This is a genomic window from Streptomyces telluris (assembly GCF_024519335.1).
In the GTDB taxonomy this organism is placed as follows: domain Bacteria; phylum Actinomycetota; class Actinomycetes; order Streptomycetales; family Streptomycetaceae; genus Streptomyces; species Streptomyces telluris.
Genome location: NZ_JANIID010000002.1, coordinates 298,958 through 315,207, shown reverse-complemented (window position 1 = coordinate 315,207; position 16,250 = coordinate 298,958). Strand labels below are relative to the sequence as shown.

Sequence of the window (16,250 nt, the reverse complement as noted above, 5' to 3'; positions counted from 1 at the left end):
GAGGGGGCGGGGGGTGCAGTTACGCTACGGCTCGTAGCGTAAGAGCGACAACCACGGACGCCGGGTGGGGACCCGGCGTCGCACGCCACCGCTATTTTTCCGGTTCACCGGGTCGAGGGGGGAGGATAGGGCCCATGCAGCCACGGAACATGTCCATGAGTGGAGTGGTCGACCTCGCCGCGGTGAAGGCGGCCGGGGAAGCCAAGCAGAAGGCGGAGCAGGCGCGGGCCGAGGCCGCCCGCAAGGGCACGCCGCCCGCCGCCGCGGGCCGTCTCGTCTTCGACGTCGACGAGGCCGGCTTCGAGGCCCAGGTCCTGCAGCGCTCCGCCGAGGTGCCCGTCGTCATCGACTTCTGGGCCGACTGGTGCGAGCCGTGCAAGCAGCTCGGCCCGCTGCTGGAGCGGCTGGCGGGCGAGTACGCGGGCCGTTTCGTGCTCGCCAAGGTCGACGTCGAGGCCAATCAGCTGCTGTTCCAGCAGTTCGGCGTGCAGTCGATCCCCGCGGTCTTCGCGGTGGTGGCCGGCCAGGCCCTGCCGCTGTTCCAGGGCGCCGCGCCCGAGGCGCAGATCCGCCAGGTGCTCGACCAGCTCGTGCAGGTGGCCGAGCAGCGCTTCGGCATCGTGGGCGCGCCGCTCGCCGCGGACGCGGGCGAGGAGGCCGGGGCCGCGGAGCCCCAGGCGCCGGCCGGTCCGCACGACGGCGTGCTGAGCCTCGCCCACCAGGCGCTGGACGCGGGCGACCTGGGCGGTGCCGTCCGGGCTTACGAGAACGTGCTGGCCGAGGACCCGGGCAACCCCGAGGCGAAGCTGGGCCTCGCGCAGGCCGAGCTGCTCCAGCGTGTCCAGGGCGTGGACCCGCAGGCGGTCCGCAAGGCCGCCGCGGACAGGCCGGGCGATGTGCAGGCGCAGATCGCCGCGGCCGATCTCGACCTGGTCGGCGGCCATGTGGAGGACGCTTTCGGCCGTCTGATCGACGCGGTCAAGCGCACCGCGGGCGAGGACCGCAATGCGGCGCGCGTGCGGCTGCTGGAGCTCTTCGAGGTGATCGGGGCGGACGACCCGCGGGTGAGCGCTGCGCGGACCGCGCTCTCTCGCGCGCTGTTCTGACACAAACGAAACAGCGGCATCGCTTTACCAAAACTTGGTAAACGGGCCCGCCGTTACTGCGAGTAAGGAAAGCCCGGGCATTCGCCCGGGCTTTTCCGTTACCTCCGCTTCTCTTCGGGCACGGTGCGGCGACGTCCGCGCGCCCGTCGATGCACACCGGACGCCCCGCGGTTATCGGCTCGTTACTCGCTAGTAATGAACCTCTTGTGCGGCAGCCGCGAATGCACCACGATCGGCCAAGCTCGGTCCATTCCTCCAACCCGGCAGCCGGCCGGCGTCGGGGGAGCGGGTCCCCACCGGGCGGACCGGCCCCGCGCGGGCCGGTTCAGGGACAGGGGGGTCCCCGCCGCACTCCGGCAGGGCCTGTCCCCGCGGTTGCGCGAAGGCGTGGCCAAGTGGTTGTCGCTCGGGGGTGATCGCCGGTGTTGCCGGAGGCGTTTCGCGTCGCCGGACGGCGGCGCTCTCCTTTCCGAGGACGTAGCACGTCTCCCATCCCCGGGCGCGGCTCGCGACGCGAGGCCCGCGCCGGAGATGTACGTCCGAGAAGGAGGCAAGTCATGGAGTCCCAGACTCGAGGCGGGACCAGATGGCGGCGGTTCGTCGTCGTCATGGTGCCCAGCGTCGCGGCGACGGCCGCGATAGGCGTCGCGATCGCCCAGGGCGCGCTGGCGGCGTCGTTCAGCGTGTCGGGCCAGCAGTTCCAGGTGACCGCCGGGAAGCTGCACGGCAAGGGGTTCGTCCAGTACGGAGCCATGGACCAGACGAAGGCGGGCAACAAGCCCGTCGCGGTGGTCGGCATCGACACGGCGGAGATCAACAACCTCTGCCAGGCGGTCACCATCCCCATCCCCGGCATCGGCAAAGAGGTGTCGATGAAGCTGGAGGCCGGGGGCGACAAGCAGGTCACGGCGTCGAAGCTCTACATCGACGCCGAGGACATGAAGGCCAACGCCACCTTCAAGAACGTCGACATCGGCGTCTCCGTGGACAACACCACCAAGGGGCCGGGCCCCGCGGGAGCGGGCAAGAACGGCGAAGGCGCGCACGTGCCCGGCTCGTTCGCCCAGCAGGCGGACGAGGTCTGGTTCGACAGCGTCGACCAGAAGGCCTGGGCGACCTCGGCGGGCACCTTCACCCTCCCCGGTCTGCACATGGGCATCAGCTGGGGCAAGGCCGAGTGCAAGGTGCCCCAGGGCTGACACGCTGAACGGGCGGGTGCGGGACGGGAAGCGCGCTCCCGTACCCGTACCGCGTCCGCTCCGTACCGAAGAAGATGCCCCTCCCTAGGAGCTGTACGACATGAGCGTCGACACGCGACCCCACCCGGTCGGTTCATTCGGCCGCGCCCGCCGTTCGTTCCGGGAGTGGCGGTGGCAACGCCCGTTCTGGGGCGGGCTGTGGACCCTGCTGTCCGGGATCCCGATCATGTACATCCCTTACCAGACCATGACGTTGGGCGACCTGCACATCCGGATGGCCACCACGGCGGGCGCCGGGTCGCTGATCATAGGGGTGCTGCTGGTCGTCCTCGGCCTCACGCTCTGGTTCCAGCAGCAGTCCCGGATCTTCGCCGGAGTCGCGGCCATCCTGCTCGCGCTGGTCTCCCTGGTCGTCTCCAACTTCGGCGCGTTCCTCATCGGTTTCGTGCTCGCCCTCCTCGGCGGCGCCCTCGGCGTCTCCTGGGCGCCCGGCAGGCCCGCCGCCGCGGCCGCCGCGGAGCCGCCGGCCGCCGTGTCGCTCAGCAAGGAGCGGGACGGAGGCCACGGTGTCGAGTGAGGGGCCGCGCCACGCCGCGCCCAGAAAGCCGCTGCTCGCCCGGCTGCACATGCCGGCGGGCAAAGCCGTCGCCCTCGCGGCCATGCCGAGCGCCGTCCTGATGGGCATGGGGCTGACCCCCACGCTGGCGTCCGCCAAGCCCGCGCCCAAGAAGCTGTTCGACGGGGCGTGCGCCACGGCCCCGGACGCGGCTGCCGAGGGGGAGACCCCGGGCGCCGGCGCGTCGGGCGCCCCGAGCGGCAAGCCCAGCGGCAAGCCGAGCGCCGGCCCCGGCGCCGGTCCGAGCGCCGCGCCCGGTGCGGGGGCGTCGTCCGCGCCTGCCGGGGAGCGGAAGAAGCCGGAGAGCCCGGACAAGCCGGAGAAGCCGGAGAAGCCGGCGGTTCCTGAGAAGGGTGCGTCCGCCAAGCCCGGCGCGCCCTCCGGCTCGCCGTCCTCGGCGGCCCCGAAGCCGTCCCCTTCCCCCTCCTCCTCGCCCTCCGCCGCCAAGCCCGCCAACCCCCTCGACCCGCTGGGCCTCGGCGACAAGCTCCACGACATCCTGACCGGCGGCGCGAAGCCGGGCGAGAAGGCCGGTGCGGAGCCGGCCCCGCCGCCTTCCCCCGGCCCGGCGTCCCCGGCCCCCGCGCCCAAGCCCTCGGCGCGGTCGGGCGAGGCGGCCCGGAAGGGCCCCACGGAGAAGCCCGGGGAGCAGGACAAGGAAAAGGACAAGGAAAAGGACAAGGAAAAGGGGCAGGACAAGGGCGAGGAGAAGAGCGGGCCCTCCGCGGGTCCGTCCACGTCCCCCGGCCCGGCCCCGTCCGGCTCGACTTCCCCCTCGGCCGCCCCGGAGGCGGGCGACGGCGAGCTGCCGCCCTGCCCCAAGGGCACCGTCGTGGACGAGAACGAGCACCACGCGTTCCCCCACCAGCCCTGGTACCTGGAGGCGAGCAAGCTCACCCTCACCGGGCTGACGTACGAGGGCGTCAAGAAGATCACCATGGTGAACGGGGAGAAGAAAGACGTCCTCAAGTTCACCGCCGACTCGCTGGCGATCAAGGACCTGCACCAGATCGTCAACAGCCGGGGCAAGCAGTACCACGTGGCCGGCATGGGCACGGAGTCCACCATCACCGGCGGCAAGGTGACCATGTACACCGAGGAGCTGAAGGGCAGTCTCCTCGGGATCATCCCGGCGACGCACTCGCCGAGCGTTCCGCCGCCGCTGATACCCGGGCTGAAGCTGCCGATCCCGGTCTTCTACACCAACGTCAAGATCCGTCAGGGCGGGCAGTTCGGGGGCACGCTGCACATCCCGAACCTGCACCAGTACATGACTGACGGAACGTATCCCTAGAGCGCGCGGGCTCCCTGGAGCGCGCCGCGCACCGCACAGCTGAAACGGCCGTGGCCGCCGTCCCCTCGGAAGGGGACGGCGGCCACGGCCGTGAGCAGGGGCGGACCTAGCGGCTCTCGCCGCCGCCGAGGTGGTGCACCCGCACCATGTTGGTGGTGCCGGGGACGCCGGGCGGGGAGCCCGCCGTGATGATCATGGTGTCGCCGTCGTTGTAGCGCTTGAGCTTCAGCAGCTCGGCGTCGACGAGGTCGACCATGGCGTCGGTGTTCTCCACGTGCGGGACGACGAAGGTCTCGACGCCCCAGCTCAGCGTGAGCTGGTTGCAGGTGGAGGCGTCCGTGGTGAAGGCCAGGATCGGCTGCGCCGCGCGGTAGCGGGACAGGCGGCGGGCGGTGTCACCGGACTTGGTGAAGGCGACCAGCGACTTGGCGCCGAGGAAGTCGGCGATCTCGCAGGCCGCGCGGGCGACCGAGCCGCCCTGGGTGCGCGGCTTCTTGCCCGGGACCAGCGGCTGCAGGCCCTTGGAGAGGAGCTCCTCCTCGGCCGCCTCGACGATGCGGGACATCGTCTTGACGGTCTCGATCGGGTACGCGCCCACGCTGGACTCGGCGGAGAGCATGACCGCGTCGGCGCCGTCGAGGATGGCGTTGGCGACGTCGGAGGCCTCGGCGCGGGTCGGCCGCGAGTTGGTGATCATCGACTCCATCATCTGGGTCGCGACGATCACCGGCTTGGCGTTGCGGCGGCACATCTCGATGAGGCGCTTCTGCACCATCGGGACCTTCTCCAGCGGGTACTCCACCGCGAGGTCGCCACGGGCCACCATCACGCCGTCGAACGCCATGACGACGTCCTGCATGTTGGCGACGGCCTGCGGCTTCTCGACCTTGGCGATGACCGGGACCCGGCGGCCGACCTCGTCCATGACGCGGTGGACGTCGAGGACGTCCTTGGCGTCGCGGACGAAGGACAGCGCGACCATGTCGCAGCCCATGGCGAGGGCGAACTTCAGGTCCTCGACGTCCTTCTCGGACAGGGCCGGGACGTTCACCGCCGCGCCGGGCAGGTTGATGCCCTTGTGGTCGGAGATGACGCCGCCCTCGATGACGATGGTCCGCACGCGCGGGCCCTCGACCTCGGTGACCCGCAGCTCGACGTTGCCGTCGTTGATGAGGATCTGGTCGCCCTTGGAGACGTCGCCCGGCAGGCCCTTGTAGGTCGTGCCGCAGATGGAGCGGTCGCCCGGGACGTCCTCGGTCGTGATGGTGAACTCGTCGCCGCGCACCAGCTCCACCGGGCCGTCCGCGAACGTCTCCAGGCGGATCTTGGGGCCCTGGAGGTCGGCGAGGACGCCGACCGCGCGGCCGGTCTCCTGCGCGGCCTTGCGGAGGCGGTGGTACCGCTCCTCGTGCTCCGCGTGGGTCCCGTGGCTCATGTTGAAGCGGGCCACGTTCATGCCGGCCTCGATCAGCGTCTTCAGCTGGTCGAAGGAGTCGACGGCGGGGCCCAGGGTGCAGACGATTTTGGAACGGCGCATGGGGCAGATCCTATCGGTTTGTTTCGGAGCGGAATATTCGAGCTGTGGGAACGACCGAGGGATGGCCGGCGATCAAGCGCTGACCAGGTCGTACGTCTGGGTGGCGATCTCCAGCTCCTCGTCGGTGGGCACGACCGCGACCGCGACGCGGGCGCCGTCGGGGGAGATCAGGCGCGGCTCGCCGGACCGGACGGCGTTGCGGTCGGCGTCCACGGCCAGGCCCAGCCCCTCCAGGCCGGCCACGGCGGCCTCGCGCACGGGCGCCGCGTTCTCGCCGACGCCGGCGGTGAAGGCCACGGCGTCGACCGTGCCCAGGACCGCGTAGTAGGCGCCGATGTACTTCTTGAGCCGGTGCACGTAGATGTCGAACGCGAGCGCCGCCCGCTCGTCGCCCTCGTCGATGCGGCGGCGGATCTCGCGCATGTCGTTGTCGCCGCACAGGCCGATCAGGCCGCTCTTCTTGTTGAGCAGCGCGTCGATCTCGTCGGTGGACATCCCGGCGTTGCGGGACAGGTGCAGGATGACCGCCGGGTCCAGGTCGCCCGAACGGGTGCCCATGACCAGGCCCTCCAGCGGGGTCAGGCCCATGGAGGTGTCGACGCACCTGCCGCGCTCGACCGCCGAGGCCGAGGCGCCGTTGCCCAGGTGCAGGACGATGACGTTGACCTCGGAGGGGTCCTTGCCCAGCAGCTTGGCGGTCTCGCGCGAGACGTAGGCGTGCGAGGTGCCGTGGAAGCCGTAGCGGCGCACCATGTGGGCGTCGGCCGTGGCCACGTCGATGGCGTAGCGGGCGGCGGCCTCCGGCATCGTGGTGTGGAAGGCGGTGTCGAAGACGGCGACCTGCGGCAGGTCGGGGCGCAGCGCCTGCGCCGTGCGGATGCCCGTGACGTTGGCCGGGTTGTGCAGCGGGGCGACCGGCACGAGCCGCTCGATCTCCGCCAGCACCTCGTCGGTGATCACGGTGGGGGCGGTGAACTTCTGACCGCCGTGCACCACCCGGTGGCCGATCGCGGCGAGCTCCGGCGAGTCCAGGCCCAGCCCGTCCGCGGCCAGCTCCGCGGCGACCGCCTGCAGCGCGGCCTCGTGGTCGGCGATCGGCGCCTCCTGCTCGCGCTTGGCGCCGCCCGTGGCGAGCGGGGTGTGCGCGAGGCGGGAGGTCTCCTCGCCGATGCGCTCGACCAGGCCCACGGCCAGCCGGGCGCCGTCAGCCATGTCGAGCAGCTGGTACTTGACCGAGGAGGAGCCGGAGTTGAGGACGAGGACTCGGGTGGGGTTGGCAGTCATGAACGCTTTCCGGGTTGTGGGGGTCTCGACGTCGGGGGTGGGGGGCGGTGGGCCGGCCGTACGGGACCGGGCGGCGGTCCCGTACGGCCTACGGGCGTCAGACGGCGGGCGCGTCCGGCGCGGTTCCGTTCCCGGCCTCGCCCTGGGCCTGGATCGCGGAGATCGCGACCGTGGTCACGATGTCCTGCACCAGCGCGCCGCGGGAGAGGTCGTTGACGGGCTTGCGCAGGCCCTGCAGGACCGGGCCGACGGCCACGGCGCCGGCCGAGCGCTGGACGGCCTTGTAGGTGTTGTTGCCGGTGTTGAGGTCGGGGAAGATCAGCACGGTGGCCTTGCCCGCGACCTCCGAGCCGGGCAGCTTGGTCTTGGCGACCGCGGCGTCCACGGCGGCGTCGTACTGGATCGGGCCCTCGACCTTGAGGTCCGGCCGGCGCTCGCGGACGATCTCGGTGGCCTTGCGCACCTTGTCGACGTCCGCGCCGGAGCCGGAGGTGCCGGTGGAGTACGACAGCATCGCGATCCGCGGCTCTACGCCGAACTGGGCGGCGGTCGCCGCGGACTGGATCGCGATGTCCGCGAGCTGCTCGGCGTTCGGGTCGGGGTTGACCGCGCAGTCGCCGTAGACCAGCACCCGGTCGGCCAGGCACATGAAGAAGACCGAGGAGACGATCTGCGCGCCCGGCGCGGTCTTGATGATCTCGAAGGCCGGGCGGATGGTGGCGGCGGTGGAGTGCACCGCGCCGGAGACCATGCCGTCGGCCAGGCCCTCCTGGACCATCAGGGTGCCGAAGTAGGAGACGTCCGTGACCACGTCGTGCGCGAGCTCGACGGTCATGCCCTTGTGGGCGCGGGCCTTGGCGTAGATCTCCGCGAAGCGCTCGCGCAGCGGGGAGGTCTGAGGGTCGATGATCTGCGCCGCGGCCAGGTCGATGCCCAGCTCGCCCGCGCGCTTGCGGATCGCGCCCTCCTCGCCCAGGAGCGTGAGGTCGCAGATGTCGCGGCGCAGCACCACGTCCGCGGCGCGCAGCACGCGCTCCTCCGTGCCCTCGGGCAGGACGATGCGGCGGCGGGCCGAACGGGAGCGCTCGATCAGCTCGTGCTCGAACATCATCGGGGTGACGCGGCTGGAGCGGGCCACGGCGATGCGGTTCGTCAGCTCCGCGGTGTCCACGTGCCGCTCGAACAGGCCGAGCGCCGTCTCCGCCTTGCGCGGCGAGAACGCGTCCAGCTTGCCCTCGATCGCGAACAGCTCGGCCGCGGTCGGGAAGGAGCCGCCCGGCACCGAGACGACCGGGGTGCCCGGGGCCAGCCGGCCGGCCAGCGCCAGGATGTCCGGGCCCGGCTTCTCGTCCAGGGTCAGCAGCACGCCGGCTATCGGCGGGGCGCCGGCGCTGTGCGCGGCGAGGGCGCCGACGATCAGGTCCACCCGGTCGCCGGGGGTCACGACCAGGCAGCCCTCGGTCAGGGCGGGCAGGAAGACCGGCAGCATGGCGCCGCCGAAGACGAAGTCCTTGGCGTCGCGGGCCAGGCCCGCGTCGTCGCCGAGCAGCACCTCGGCGTTGAGCTTGCGGACGATCTGCGCCACGGTCGGCGCGGAGAGCCCGGCCTCCTCGGGGAGGGCGTAGCAGGGGACGGGCAGGCTTGCCGACAGGCGCTCGGCGACGGCCTCGCGGTCGGCCGGGGCCACCCGGTTGACGACCAGGGCGACGACGTCGCAGCCCAGGGCCTCGTAGGCGCGGTAGGCGTTGCGCGCCTCGGCCCGCACGGACTCGGCCGTCTGGTCCTGGCCGCCGACGACCGTGATCACCGAGGCGCCGAACTCGTTGGCGAGGCGGGCGTTGAGGGCGAGCTCGTCGGGGAGCGTGGAGCCGACGTAGTCGGTGCCGAGCACCAGCACGTACTCGTAGTCGCGGGCGACCGCGTGGAAGCGCTCGACCAGCCGCGAGACGAGCTCGTCCGTGCCGCGCTCGGCCTGCAGCGCGGAGGCCTCCTCGTAGCTCATGCCGTGCCCGGACCCGGCGGACTGCCCCAGGCGGTAGCGGGACCGCAGCAGGTCGAAGAGGCGGTCCGGCCCGTCGCCGTGGACGAGCGGGCGGAACACGCCCACCCGGTCCACCTGACGGGTGAGGAGCTCCATGACTCCCAGCTCGATGACCTGGCGCCCGTCGCCCCGGTCGGTCCCGGTCACGTACACGCTGCGCGTCACGCGTGCTCTCCTTGCTCCATCGCCGTGTTCTTCGGTGGTTCTTCGGTGTTTCTTCGCCGTGTGCTTCGGCTTAAAAATTACCCGTTATGGTGGGCTTGACCTCTTGACAATACCTGCGCCCCTGGCTAAGGCGCGCGTCAGCAAGGCGTCAGGGCCCGCAGGGGCGGAGGTCCGGACCGGCGCGGCCCCGGGGTGCGCCGGTACCCATCGGACCGTGAAACAATCGGCCCGGCTCACATGTACCATCCCCTTACCTTCGGTAGGGGGGACCCCAGAGCAGGAGACACAGCACGCGATGCGCATCGGAGTTCTCACCGCAGGCGGCGACTGCCCCGGCCTGAACGCTGTTATCCGCTCGGTGGTGCACCGCGCGGTCGTCGGCCACGGTGACGAGGTCATCGGCTTCGAGGACGGCTTCAAGGGCCTGCTCGACGGCCGCCACCGCAAGCTCGACCTGGAAGCGGTCAGCGGCATCCTCGCCCGCGGCGGCACCATCCTCGGCTCCTCCCGCCTGGAGCGGGCCCGGCTGCGCGAGGCCTGCGAGAGCTCCAAGGAGCTCGCCCGCGAGTACGGCATCGACGTGCTCATCCCGATCGGCGGCGAGGGCACGCTGACCGCGGCCCGGATGCTGTCGGACGCGGGCCTGCCGGTCGTCGGCGTTCCCAAGACCATCGACAACGACATCTCCTCCACGGACCGTACCTTCGGCTTCGACACCGCCGTCGGCGTGGCCACCGAGGCGATCGACCGCCTCAAGACCACCGCCGAGTCCCACCAGCGGGTGATGGTCGTCGAGGTCATGGGCCGCCACGCGGGCTGGATCGCCCTGGAGTCCGGCATGGCCGGCGGCGCCCACGGCATCTGCCTCCCCGAGCGGGCCTTCGAGGTCGACGACCTCGTGAAGATGGTCGAGGAGCGCTTCGCCCGGGGCAAGAAGTTCGCCGTCATCTGCGTCGCCGAGGGCGCGCACCCCGCCGAGGGCTCGATGGACTACGCGAAGGGCGCCATAGACCAGTTCGGCCACGAGCGCTTCGCCGGCATCGGCACCAAGCTCGCCGCCGAGCTGGAGAAGCGCCTGGGCAAGGAGGCCCGCCCGGTCATCCTCGGCCACGTCCAGCGCGGCGGCACGCCCACCGCGTACGACCGCGTCCTCGCCACCCGCTTCGGCTGGCACGCCGTCGAGGCCGCCCACCGCGGCGACTTCGGCAAGATGACGGCCCTGAAGGGCACCGACATCAAGATGGTGCCGATCGCCGACGCCGTCACCGAGCTCAAGCGCGTGCCGGCGAACCGGATGGACGAGGCGGAGTCGGTCTTCTAGGCCTTCCGCCCCTCTCTCCTCCCTCGTCCCTTACGAGGTTCTTCTTGCGAGGCCCTCGCCGACCCGGTCGGCGAGGGCCTCGTGGCTTTTGGTGAGGCATGCCACGCTTTGGCTGTTGTGCCGGAAATCTTCCGGCGGTACGTGCTGCGTGCACGAAGTTCTCCCGTGGCGGCCGGGGTTCGCGCTGCCTCTTTCCGGAAGGCCCTTTTATTAATACGGCCTCATATTGGCTGTATCTCGCCACATGTCCGGCTCTTCCCGAAGATCTGTTACGTTCATGATCATCTACGCCGGTCGGGGGGTCGGGGGAGCTCGACGAGCTGGACCTCCTGGTCGGAAGGAACGTTTCTTCTGAAGGGGGACCCGGGTGTCCGACCTCACCCGCCGCCGCATGCTCGGCCGTACCGCCGCCGCTGCCGCCGGAATCGTGCTCGCAGGACCGGCCGCGCAGGCCCTCGCCGCCGAGGGCGGGCACGACCACCACGGCCACGGCTCCGGCCACCAGCCGTTCGACGAGATCTACGAGGGCCGCCGCATCGAGGGCCGGCTCACCTCCGGCAGCGGCGGCCACCACGACTTCGGCATCGCCGTCTTCGTCGACGGCCGCCCGCTGCACATCATGCCGCGCGGCAACGGCTGGATCAGCGTCATGAACCACTACGAGGTCTTCGCGTCGCCGTACGAGGTGACCCGCGCCGCCGTGCGCGCACTGCGCGGCGTCAACCTCGTCTGATCCGGCCGATCCGGCCGATCGAGTTGATCCGGCCGACCCTGATTCCGTAAAGGGCCACATTCTCATGGCAGTTCGCAAGAACCAGGCAAAGCTCACCAAGGCCGAGCGGCGCGACTTCGTCGAGGCGCTGCTGGAGCTCAAGCGCCGCGGCGGCTACGACAAGTACGTCGAGATCCACGATCGCTTCGTGATGAGCGACCTCGACGACCAGGAGCGCACCGGCCACGTCTCGCCGTCGTTCCTGCCCTGGCACCGGCAGTTCCTGCTCGACTTCGAGCGGGACCTGCAGTCCGTCAACCCGGCCGTCACGCTCCCGTACTGGGACTTCACGGTCAACCGCTCGCTGTCCGACCCGGTCTTCGCCCCCGACTTCCTCGGCGGCAACGGGCGCGAGCGCGACGCCCAGGTCATGGACGGCCCGTTCGCCTACAGCGGCGGCCGCTGGCCGATCTACTTCAAGGCCGACGAACGCCCCTTCCTGATGCGGGAGATGGGCCGGAGCACGTCCACGCCGCAGCTGCCCACGGCCGCCACGGTCGAGGCCGCGCTGGCCGCCCCGTACTACGACGAGGCGCCCTGGAACTCCACCTCCAAGGCCGGGTTCCGCAACCTCGTCGAGGGCTGGGCGAACGGCAACACCGGCCCGCACAACACCGTGCACCGCTGGGTCGGCGGCCACATGAACACCGGCATGTCCCCCAACGACCCGGTGTTCTGGCTGCTGCACTGCTTCATCGACAAGCTGTGGTCCGACTGGCAGCGCCGGCACCCGAAGGCGCCCGCCTACCTGCCGGTCGAGCCGGTCAAGGACATCGTGGCCCTCGACGAGCCCATGAAGCCGTGGAGCGAGAAGGGGCAGCGGGTCACGCCCGCCGACATGATCGATCACCGGAAGTTCTACGCGTACGACACCGACGCCGCGTAGGCGACGGCGCGCGTAGGCGACGGCCGGGGGCGCGACGGCCCGGGGATGGGGGAGCGGGGGGCGGGGGAGCGGGGGCGGGCCGGGTTTCCGGTCCGCCCCTGGCGCTATTCCGCGTCCCGCAGCTTCCGCAGGATCCGTTCCAGGGCGCGCCGGTCCGCCGCCGAGAGGCGGCCGCTGACGTGCGTGCGCAGGTGCGCGAGGTGCTGCTGCAGCGCGCGGTCCAGGGCCTGCTCGCCGGCCTCCGTGAGCACCGCGAGCGCGGCCCGGCGGTCGTCCGGGTCCGGGTCCCGGCGGATCAGCCCCGCCTCCTCCATCCGGTCCGCGAGCCGCGTGAAGCCGCCGGAGCTGAAGGCGACCGCGGTCGCCAGGTCGCTCATCCGCAGGGCGTGCCCGGGCGTGCGGCCCAGCCGCAGCAGCACCTCGAACCAGGTGTCCGGGACCCCCAGGTCCTCGTGGACCAGTGGCTTCAGGCGGCTGAACGCCTCCACGAACAGTCCGTACAGCGTCACGTCGTCGTCATGCAGCATGTGCTCCTCCACCTCACCAGGGTCCCAGACGACCGCCCCCACCTGCAGAACCTTCCCTTGCAGTATCTGCATCGGCAGACATATTGTCTGCTGCGGCAGATATTTCTGCCACCACGGATCGCAACAGGCTGGAGTACGTCCATGCGCAAGCGCACCCTTCCCGCCCTGGGCCTCACCGTCGCGGCGGCCGGTGTCATCGGCGCCGCCCTCGCCATGAGCCCCGCCACGGCGGGCGCCGCCACCGCCTCCCCGGCCGGCCCGCGCTCGGTCACCATCGAGGCCGTCGAGAAGGGCACCTCGGTCAACTTCGTCGACGTCGCCCCGTCCGACTCGGCCCTCGGCGACCAGCTGATCGGCACCGGCGACCTCGTCGGCGCCGACGGCCGCAAGATCGGCACCAGCAGCTTCCAGGGCATCTCCACCGACGCCAAGCCGCGCACCGCCGAGATGCTGACCTTCGTCTACGACCTCGGCGACGGCAACAAGATCACCACGTCGGGCGCCGCCCGGCTCAACGCCCAGGGCCCGGTCTTCGACGAGCAGTTCGCCATCACCGGCGGCACCGGCAAGTACAAGAACGCCCGCGGCCAGGTGCGCGTCCTGCAGGAGACCGTGGAGCGGGCGAAGGTCACCTTCGACATCCAGCTGTGACCGCGTCCCGGCCGTGAGGTGCGGGCTCGCCGCCCGCGCCCGGCCGGGGACCGCCGTACTCGCCCCGTCAACCCCGCCCCCTGGGAGAACCCCGCATGAACACCCCCGCCGCACCCGTCAAGATCACCGTCCTCGGCGCCACCGGCATGGCCGGCAGCCGCATCGTGGACGAGGCGCTCACCCGCGGCCACGCCGTCACCGCCGTCGCCCGCCGCCACGACGGGCAGGCCCCCGCCCGCGACGGCCTGCAGCGCGTCACCGCCGACGTGACCGGTCCCGTCCCGGCGCTTGAGGCCGCGGACGTCGTCGTCAGCGCGCTGCCCGCCCGCGTCGCCCTGCCGCTGCTCCCCGAGTTGACCGCCCGCGCCGCGGGCCGCCGCCTGCTCTTCGTCGGCGGCGCGGGCAGCCTGCGCCTGCCGTCCGGCGAGCGCGTCATCGACCAGCCCGGCTTCCGCGAGGAGTGGAAGCCCGAGGCGTCCGCGCACGTCGAACTCCTGGACGCGCTGCGCGCCCTGCCGCAGGACGTCGACTGGACCTTCCTCAGCCCCTCCGCGCTCTTCCTGCCCGGCGAGCGCACCGGCACCTTCCGCCTCGGCGACGACGACCTGCTGACCGAGGCCGACGGCACCTCGCGCATCTCCGCCGAGGACTACGCGGTCGCCCTCCTGGACGAGATCGAGACCCCGCGCCACAGCCGCCGACGCTTCACCGTCGGCTACTGAGCCGCCGCCGGGGAGGGGAACGGGGCGAGGTCCGGGAGGGGAGGCCTCGCCCCTTTCCTCGGGCGGTCGGTGGTGGGGTGGGGGTTGGTGGGGGTGGAGTTCCGTGGTTCGTGTGCGGGTTAGAACAGGCTGGCAGCGGGGGGAGGGGTGGGGGGCGCGGGTTCGGTGTGTTGGCTATGCGGCCGGTGGGGTGTTGGCCGCCGTACTCGTGCCGTCACGGATGCACGAGCGTGAGGAGACCGGTCCCTTCGGCCTGGGCTGAGGGGGAGCGGGCTGCTGCCGCGATGTGGCTGGGCCCGTCGTGGGCGCTTCGCTCGGCTCGCCACCGCTGTGGTTGCTCGTCCGGCTGCGGGATGCATGTGGGTACGGAGTTCACCCGGCGTGGGGTGCGGGGCGGCGGATAAGCGGGCCCGGGACGGCGGCCGGGCACCTCAGCGGTCCCACGAGGGTGCTCCTGTCACAGACGGGCCCCCTCGGGGACGGCCAGCCGCCCGCAGCGGCGGACAACCGGGCCGAGTCTCAGACTGCAGGCCACCTCCAGCCCCACCGGCCCTCTCCCGTCACAGGGGCCCATATCCGGGGGCAGCCAGCCACCCGCCGCGGCGGATAAATGGACCGAGCTGCAGACTGCAGCCCACCTTCAGTCCCGCCGGGCCTCTCCTGTCACAGGAGTCCATATCCGGGGGTAGTTGGCCGCCGCCGCGGCGGATAAGCGGGCCCGCTCGCAGGCCGCAAGCCACCTGCGGCCCCACCACACGCCCTACGTCACAGAAACCCCCACCCAGGGACACCCGCCCGCTCAGCCACGACGGTGGCGAGCTGAGCGAAGCGCCCACGACGGCAGGAACCACATCGCGGCAGCTGCCAGCTCCCCCTCAGCCACAACCGGACAGACCGGTCTCCTCACGCAGCCGCATCCGCGACGGCACGAGTACGGCGGCCCACCTCCCACCGGCCGCACAGCCAACGAGCCGGACCCGCGCCCCCCACCTCTCCCCCCGCTGCCAGCCTGTTCTGACCCGCACCCGACCCACGGAACCCAGCCCACCCCCGCACCCCGCCCCTGAGGCTCGGAGATTCCCCCGGCGTGGTCCGGCAGGGCCGGAAATGGCCCTCGCACCGCTTACATCCGCTCCGCTCGTGAGGCTCAAGGCGGCATCACGCCGGTAACCCCTCCATGGCTTCCTTCATGAGCGCGGCCGTTTGCTTCGGCGACAGGGCGTACGCCGTCAGGAGGGCATAGGCCCGCCCGCGGGCTTGAACAGCTGGCGGGTCTTCCAGGATCGTGCCGGCCCCGGCGCTTTCTTCGTAGGCGATGGACGAGCCGTCATCCAGCTTCATCAGTGTCGTCACTCCGCCCATGAGGGCGTGTTCCCCGTGCGTGAAAGGGAGGACCTGGACAACGGTCGTGCCGGTGTCCACGAGTTCGATCAGGCGGTTCAGCTGGGCTCGCATGACTGCCGGTCCGCCGACAGGTCGCCGGATCACTGCCTCGTCCAGGATCATGGACATGTAGGGAGGGGCCGTCGCCTGCAGGAGCGCCTGGCGGTTCATCCGGGCCGACACCAGCCGTTCGATCTCGGCGGGCGTGGCCCTCGGGTTGCTCACCCGGAACAGCGCCCGCGCGTAGGCCTCCGTCTGCACCAGCCCCGGCACGAGCTGCCCGGCGTACTCGTCGATCACGCGTGCCCGTGTCTCCAGATCCATGCGCCGGCGGTACTTCTCCGGGTGGATCTCCCGCTCGTGCCGCGCGATCACGTACAGCCGGGCGAAGCGCTCACCCGTGCCGAAGGCTTTGTCCAGCCTGGTGGGGAGGTCGGGCGGTGGGACATGTTCGGCCGTCTCGATGCGAGCCAGGTGGCTGCGGCTGTAGCAGACGGCCTCTGCCAGTTTCTCCAGCGTCATGCCTGCCGCCTCTCGGTGGCGTCTGAGATCGGCGCCGAAGCGGTGACGGGCCGAGCGGTCGGGGGTCAGCTTGCGTGCGCGGCGGGCCATGGCCACAACTCCTTTTTCCCAGCTTCAGGTTGGGATCCGAATCTCTGGCGAGCGTACGTACGCGCGGGCGACGCTGAACCCACAGACAGCAAGCACCCCCCACCAAGGGGTGAATGTGACGGAGGCAAGTCGCG

General features: G+C 71.5%; 14 protein-coding genes. 9 read left to right on the top strand and 5 right to left on the bottom strand.

Annotation, left to right across the window (positions count from 1 at the left end; genetic code table 11):
- Positions 1-134: 134 nt before the first annotated feature.
- From NQU55_RS03400 to NQU55_RS03385, 4 genes are all read left to right on the top strand, one after another.
- The gene (locus tag NQU55_RS03400; protein ID WP_168096196.1) at positions 135-1,106 is read left to right on the top strand and encodes a tetratricopeptide repeat protein; all 972 of its coding nucleotides are present in this window, start codon (positions 135-137) and stop codon (positions 1,104-1,106) included.
- Between the two features lie 557 nt (positions 1,107-1,663).
- Positions 1,664-2,305 (top strand): DUF6230 family protein, encoded by a 642-nt coding sequence (locus tag NQU55_RS03395; RefSeq protein WP_168096195.1) that lies wholly within the window; start codon positions 1,664-1,666, stop codon positions 2,303-2,305.
- A 100-nt stretch (positions 2,306-2,405) separates the two neighbouring features.
- Positions 2,406-2,882 carry a DUF6114 domain-containing protein gene (locus NQU55_RS03390; RefSeq protein ID WP_240976963.1) on the top strand — a complete coding sequence of 159 codons (477 nt, stop codon included), beginning with the start codon at positions 2,406-2,408 and terminating at the stop codon, positions 2,880-2,882.
- Positions 2,872-4,215 carry a hypothetical protein gene (locus NQU55_RS03385; protein ID WP_256789654.1) on the top strand — a complete coding sequence of 448 codons (1,344 nt, stop codon included), beginning with the start codon at positions 2,872-2,874 and terminating at the stop codon, positions 4,213-4,215. The genes NQU55_RS03390 and NQU55_RS03385 overlap by 11 nt, the downstream gene beginning before the upstream one ends.
- Positions 4,216-4,321: 106 nt before the next feature.
- Here NQU55_RS03385 and pyk read toward each other — a convergent pair whose 3' ends face one another.
- The 3 genes from pyk to pta form a co-directional block, all read right to left on the bottom strand.
- Positions 4,322-5,752, bottom strand: coding sequence for a pyruvate kinase (gene pyk, locus NQU55_RS03380; RefSeq protein ID WP_256789652.1), 1,431 nt, complete (start codon positions 5,750-5,752; stop codon positions 4,322-4,324).
- Positions 5,753-5,824: 72 nt separating this feature from the next.
- On the bottom strand, positions 5,825-7,036 hold the full coding sequence (locus NQU55_RS03375; protein ID WP_168094854.1) for an acetate kinase: 1,212 nt from the start codon (positions 7,034-7,036) through the stop codon (positions 5,825-5,827).
- Between the two features lie 97 nt (positions 7,037-7,133).
- On the bottom strand, positions 7,134-9,242 hold the full coding sequence (gene pta, locus NQU55_RS03370) for a phosphate acetyltransferase (RefSeq protein WP_168094853.1): 2,109 nt from the start codon (positions 9,240-9,242) through the stop codon (positions 7,134-7,136).
- Positions 9,243-9,537: 295 nt separating this feature from the next.
- Between pta and NQU55_RS03365 the strand changes: the two genes are divergently transcribed.
- The 3 genes from NQU55_RS03365 to NQU55_RS03355 all read left to right on the top strand — a co-directional run bounded on the left by NQU55_RS03365 (position 9,538) and on the right by NQU55_RS03355 (position 12,221).
- On the top strand, positions 9,538-10,563 hold the full coding sequence (locus NQU55_RS03365; RefSeq protein ID WP_168094852.1) for an ATP-dependent 6-phosphofructokinase: 1,026 nt from the start codon (positions 9,538-9,540) through the stop codon (positions 10,561-10,563).
- Positions 10,564-10,930: 367 nt separating this feature from the next.
- Entirely contained in the window at positions 10,931-11,296 is a 366-nt protein-coding gene (gene melC1, locus NQU55_RS03360) for an apotyrosinase chaperone MelC1 (protein ID WP_168094851.1), read from the top strand.
- Between the two features lie 64 nt (positions 11,297-11,360).
- Complete coding sequence (locus tag NQU55_RS03355; protein WP_168094850.1) at positions 11,361-12,221, top strand: tyrosinase family protein; 861 nt, start codon at positions 11,361-11,363, stop codon at positions 12,219-12,221.
- A gap of 104 nt (positions 12,222-12,325) precedes the next feature.
- Here the strand turns inward: NQU55_RS03355 and NQU55_RS03350 are convergent, their stop codons facing one another.
- The gene (locus tag NQU55_RS03350; protein ID WP_240976749.1) at positions 12,326-12,820 is read right to left on the bottom strand and encodes a MarR family winged helix-turn-helix transcriptional regulator; all 495 of its coding nucleotides are present in this window, start codon (positions 12,818-12,820) and stop codon (positions 12,326-12,328) included.
- 69 nt (positions 12,821-12,889) lie between these two features.
- Between NQU55_RS03350 and NQU55_RS03345 the strand changes: the two genes are divergently transcribed.
- Both NQU55_RS03345 and NQU55_RS03340 read left to right on the top strand, forming a co-directional pair.
- Positions 12,890-13,399 (top strand): allene oxide cyclase barrel-like domain-containing protein, encoded by a 510-nt coding sequence (locus NQU55_RS03345; RefSeq protein ID WP_168094849.1) that lies wholly within the window; start codon positions 12,890-12,892, stop codon positions 13,397-13,399.
- Positions 13,400-13,494: 95 nt separating this feature from the next.
- Entirely contained in the window at positions 13,495-14,121 is a 627-nt protein-coding gene (locus NQU55_RS03340; RefSeq protein WP_256789651.1) for an NAD(P)-dependent oxidoreductase, read from the top strand.
- A 1,158-nt stretch (positions 14,122-15,279) separates the two neighbouring features.
- Here the strand turns inward: NQU55_RS03340 and NQU55_RS03335 are convergent.
- Positions 15,280-16,116, bottom strand: a complete 837-nt coding sequence (locus NQU55_RS03335; RefSeq protein ID WP_168093141.1) for a helix-turn-helix domain-containing protein — start codon at positions 16,114-16,116, stop codon at positions 15,280-15,282.
- Between the last annotated feature and the right edge of the window lie 134 nt (positions 16,117-16,250).

Bases quoted from the DNA above. Each gene is read 5' to 3' on its own strand.
- NQU55_RS03395 (WP_168096195.1), top strand. From the start codon at position 1,664: ATGGAGTCCCAGACTCGAGGCGGGACCAGATGGCGGCGGTTCGTCGTC.
- NQU55_RS03365 (WP_168094852.1), top strand. From the start codon at position 9,538: ATGCGCATCGGAGTTCTCACCGCAGGCGGCGACTGCCCCGGCCTGAAC.
- NQU55_RS03375 (WP_168094854.1), bottom strand. From the start codon at position 7,036: ATGACTGCCAACCCCACCCGAGTCCTCGTCCTCAACTCCGGCTCCTCC.
- pyk (WP_256789652.1), bottom strand. From the start codon at position 5,752: ATGCGCCGTTCCAAAATCGTCTGCACCCTGGGCCCCGCCGTCGACTCC.
- NQU55_RS03350 (WP_240976749.1), bottom strand. From the start codon at position 12,820: ATGCAGATACTGCAAGGGAAGGTTCTGCAGGTGGGGGCGGTCGTCTGG.
- NQU55_RS03340 (WP_256789651.1), top strand. From the start codon at position 13,495: ATGAACACCCCCGCCGCACCCGTCAAGATCACCGTCCTCGGCGCCACC.
- NQU55_RS03355 (WP_168094850.1), top strand. From the start codon at position 11,361: ATGGCAGTTCGCAAGAACCAGGCAAAGCTCACCAAGGCCGAGCGGCGC.
- NQU55_RS03345 (WP_168094849.1), top strand. From the start codon at position 12,890: ATGCGCAAGCGCACCCTTCCCGCCCTGGGCCTCACCGTCGCGGCGGCC.
- NQU55_RS03335 (WP_168093141.1), bottom strand. From the start codon at position 16,116: ATGGCCCGCCGCGCACGCAAGCTGACCCCCGACCGCTCGGCCCGTCAC.
- NQU55_RS03390 (WP_240976963.1), top strand. From the start codon at position 2,406: ATGAGCGTCGACACGCGACCCCACCCGGTCGGTTCATTCGGCCGCGCC.
- NQU55_RS03400 (WP_168096196.1), top strand. From the start codon at position 135: ATGCAGCCACGGAACATGTCCATGAGTGGAGTGGTCGACCTCGCCGCG.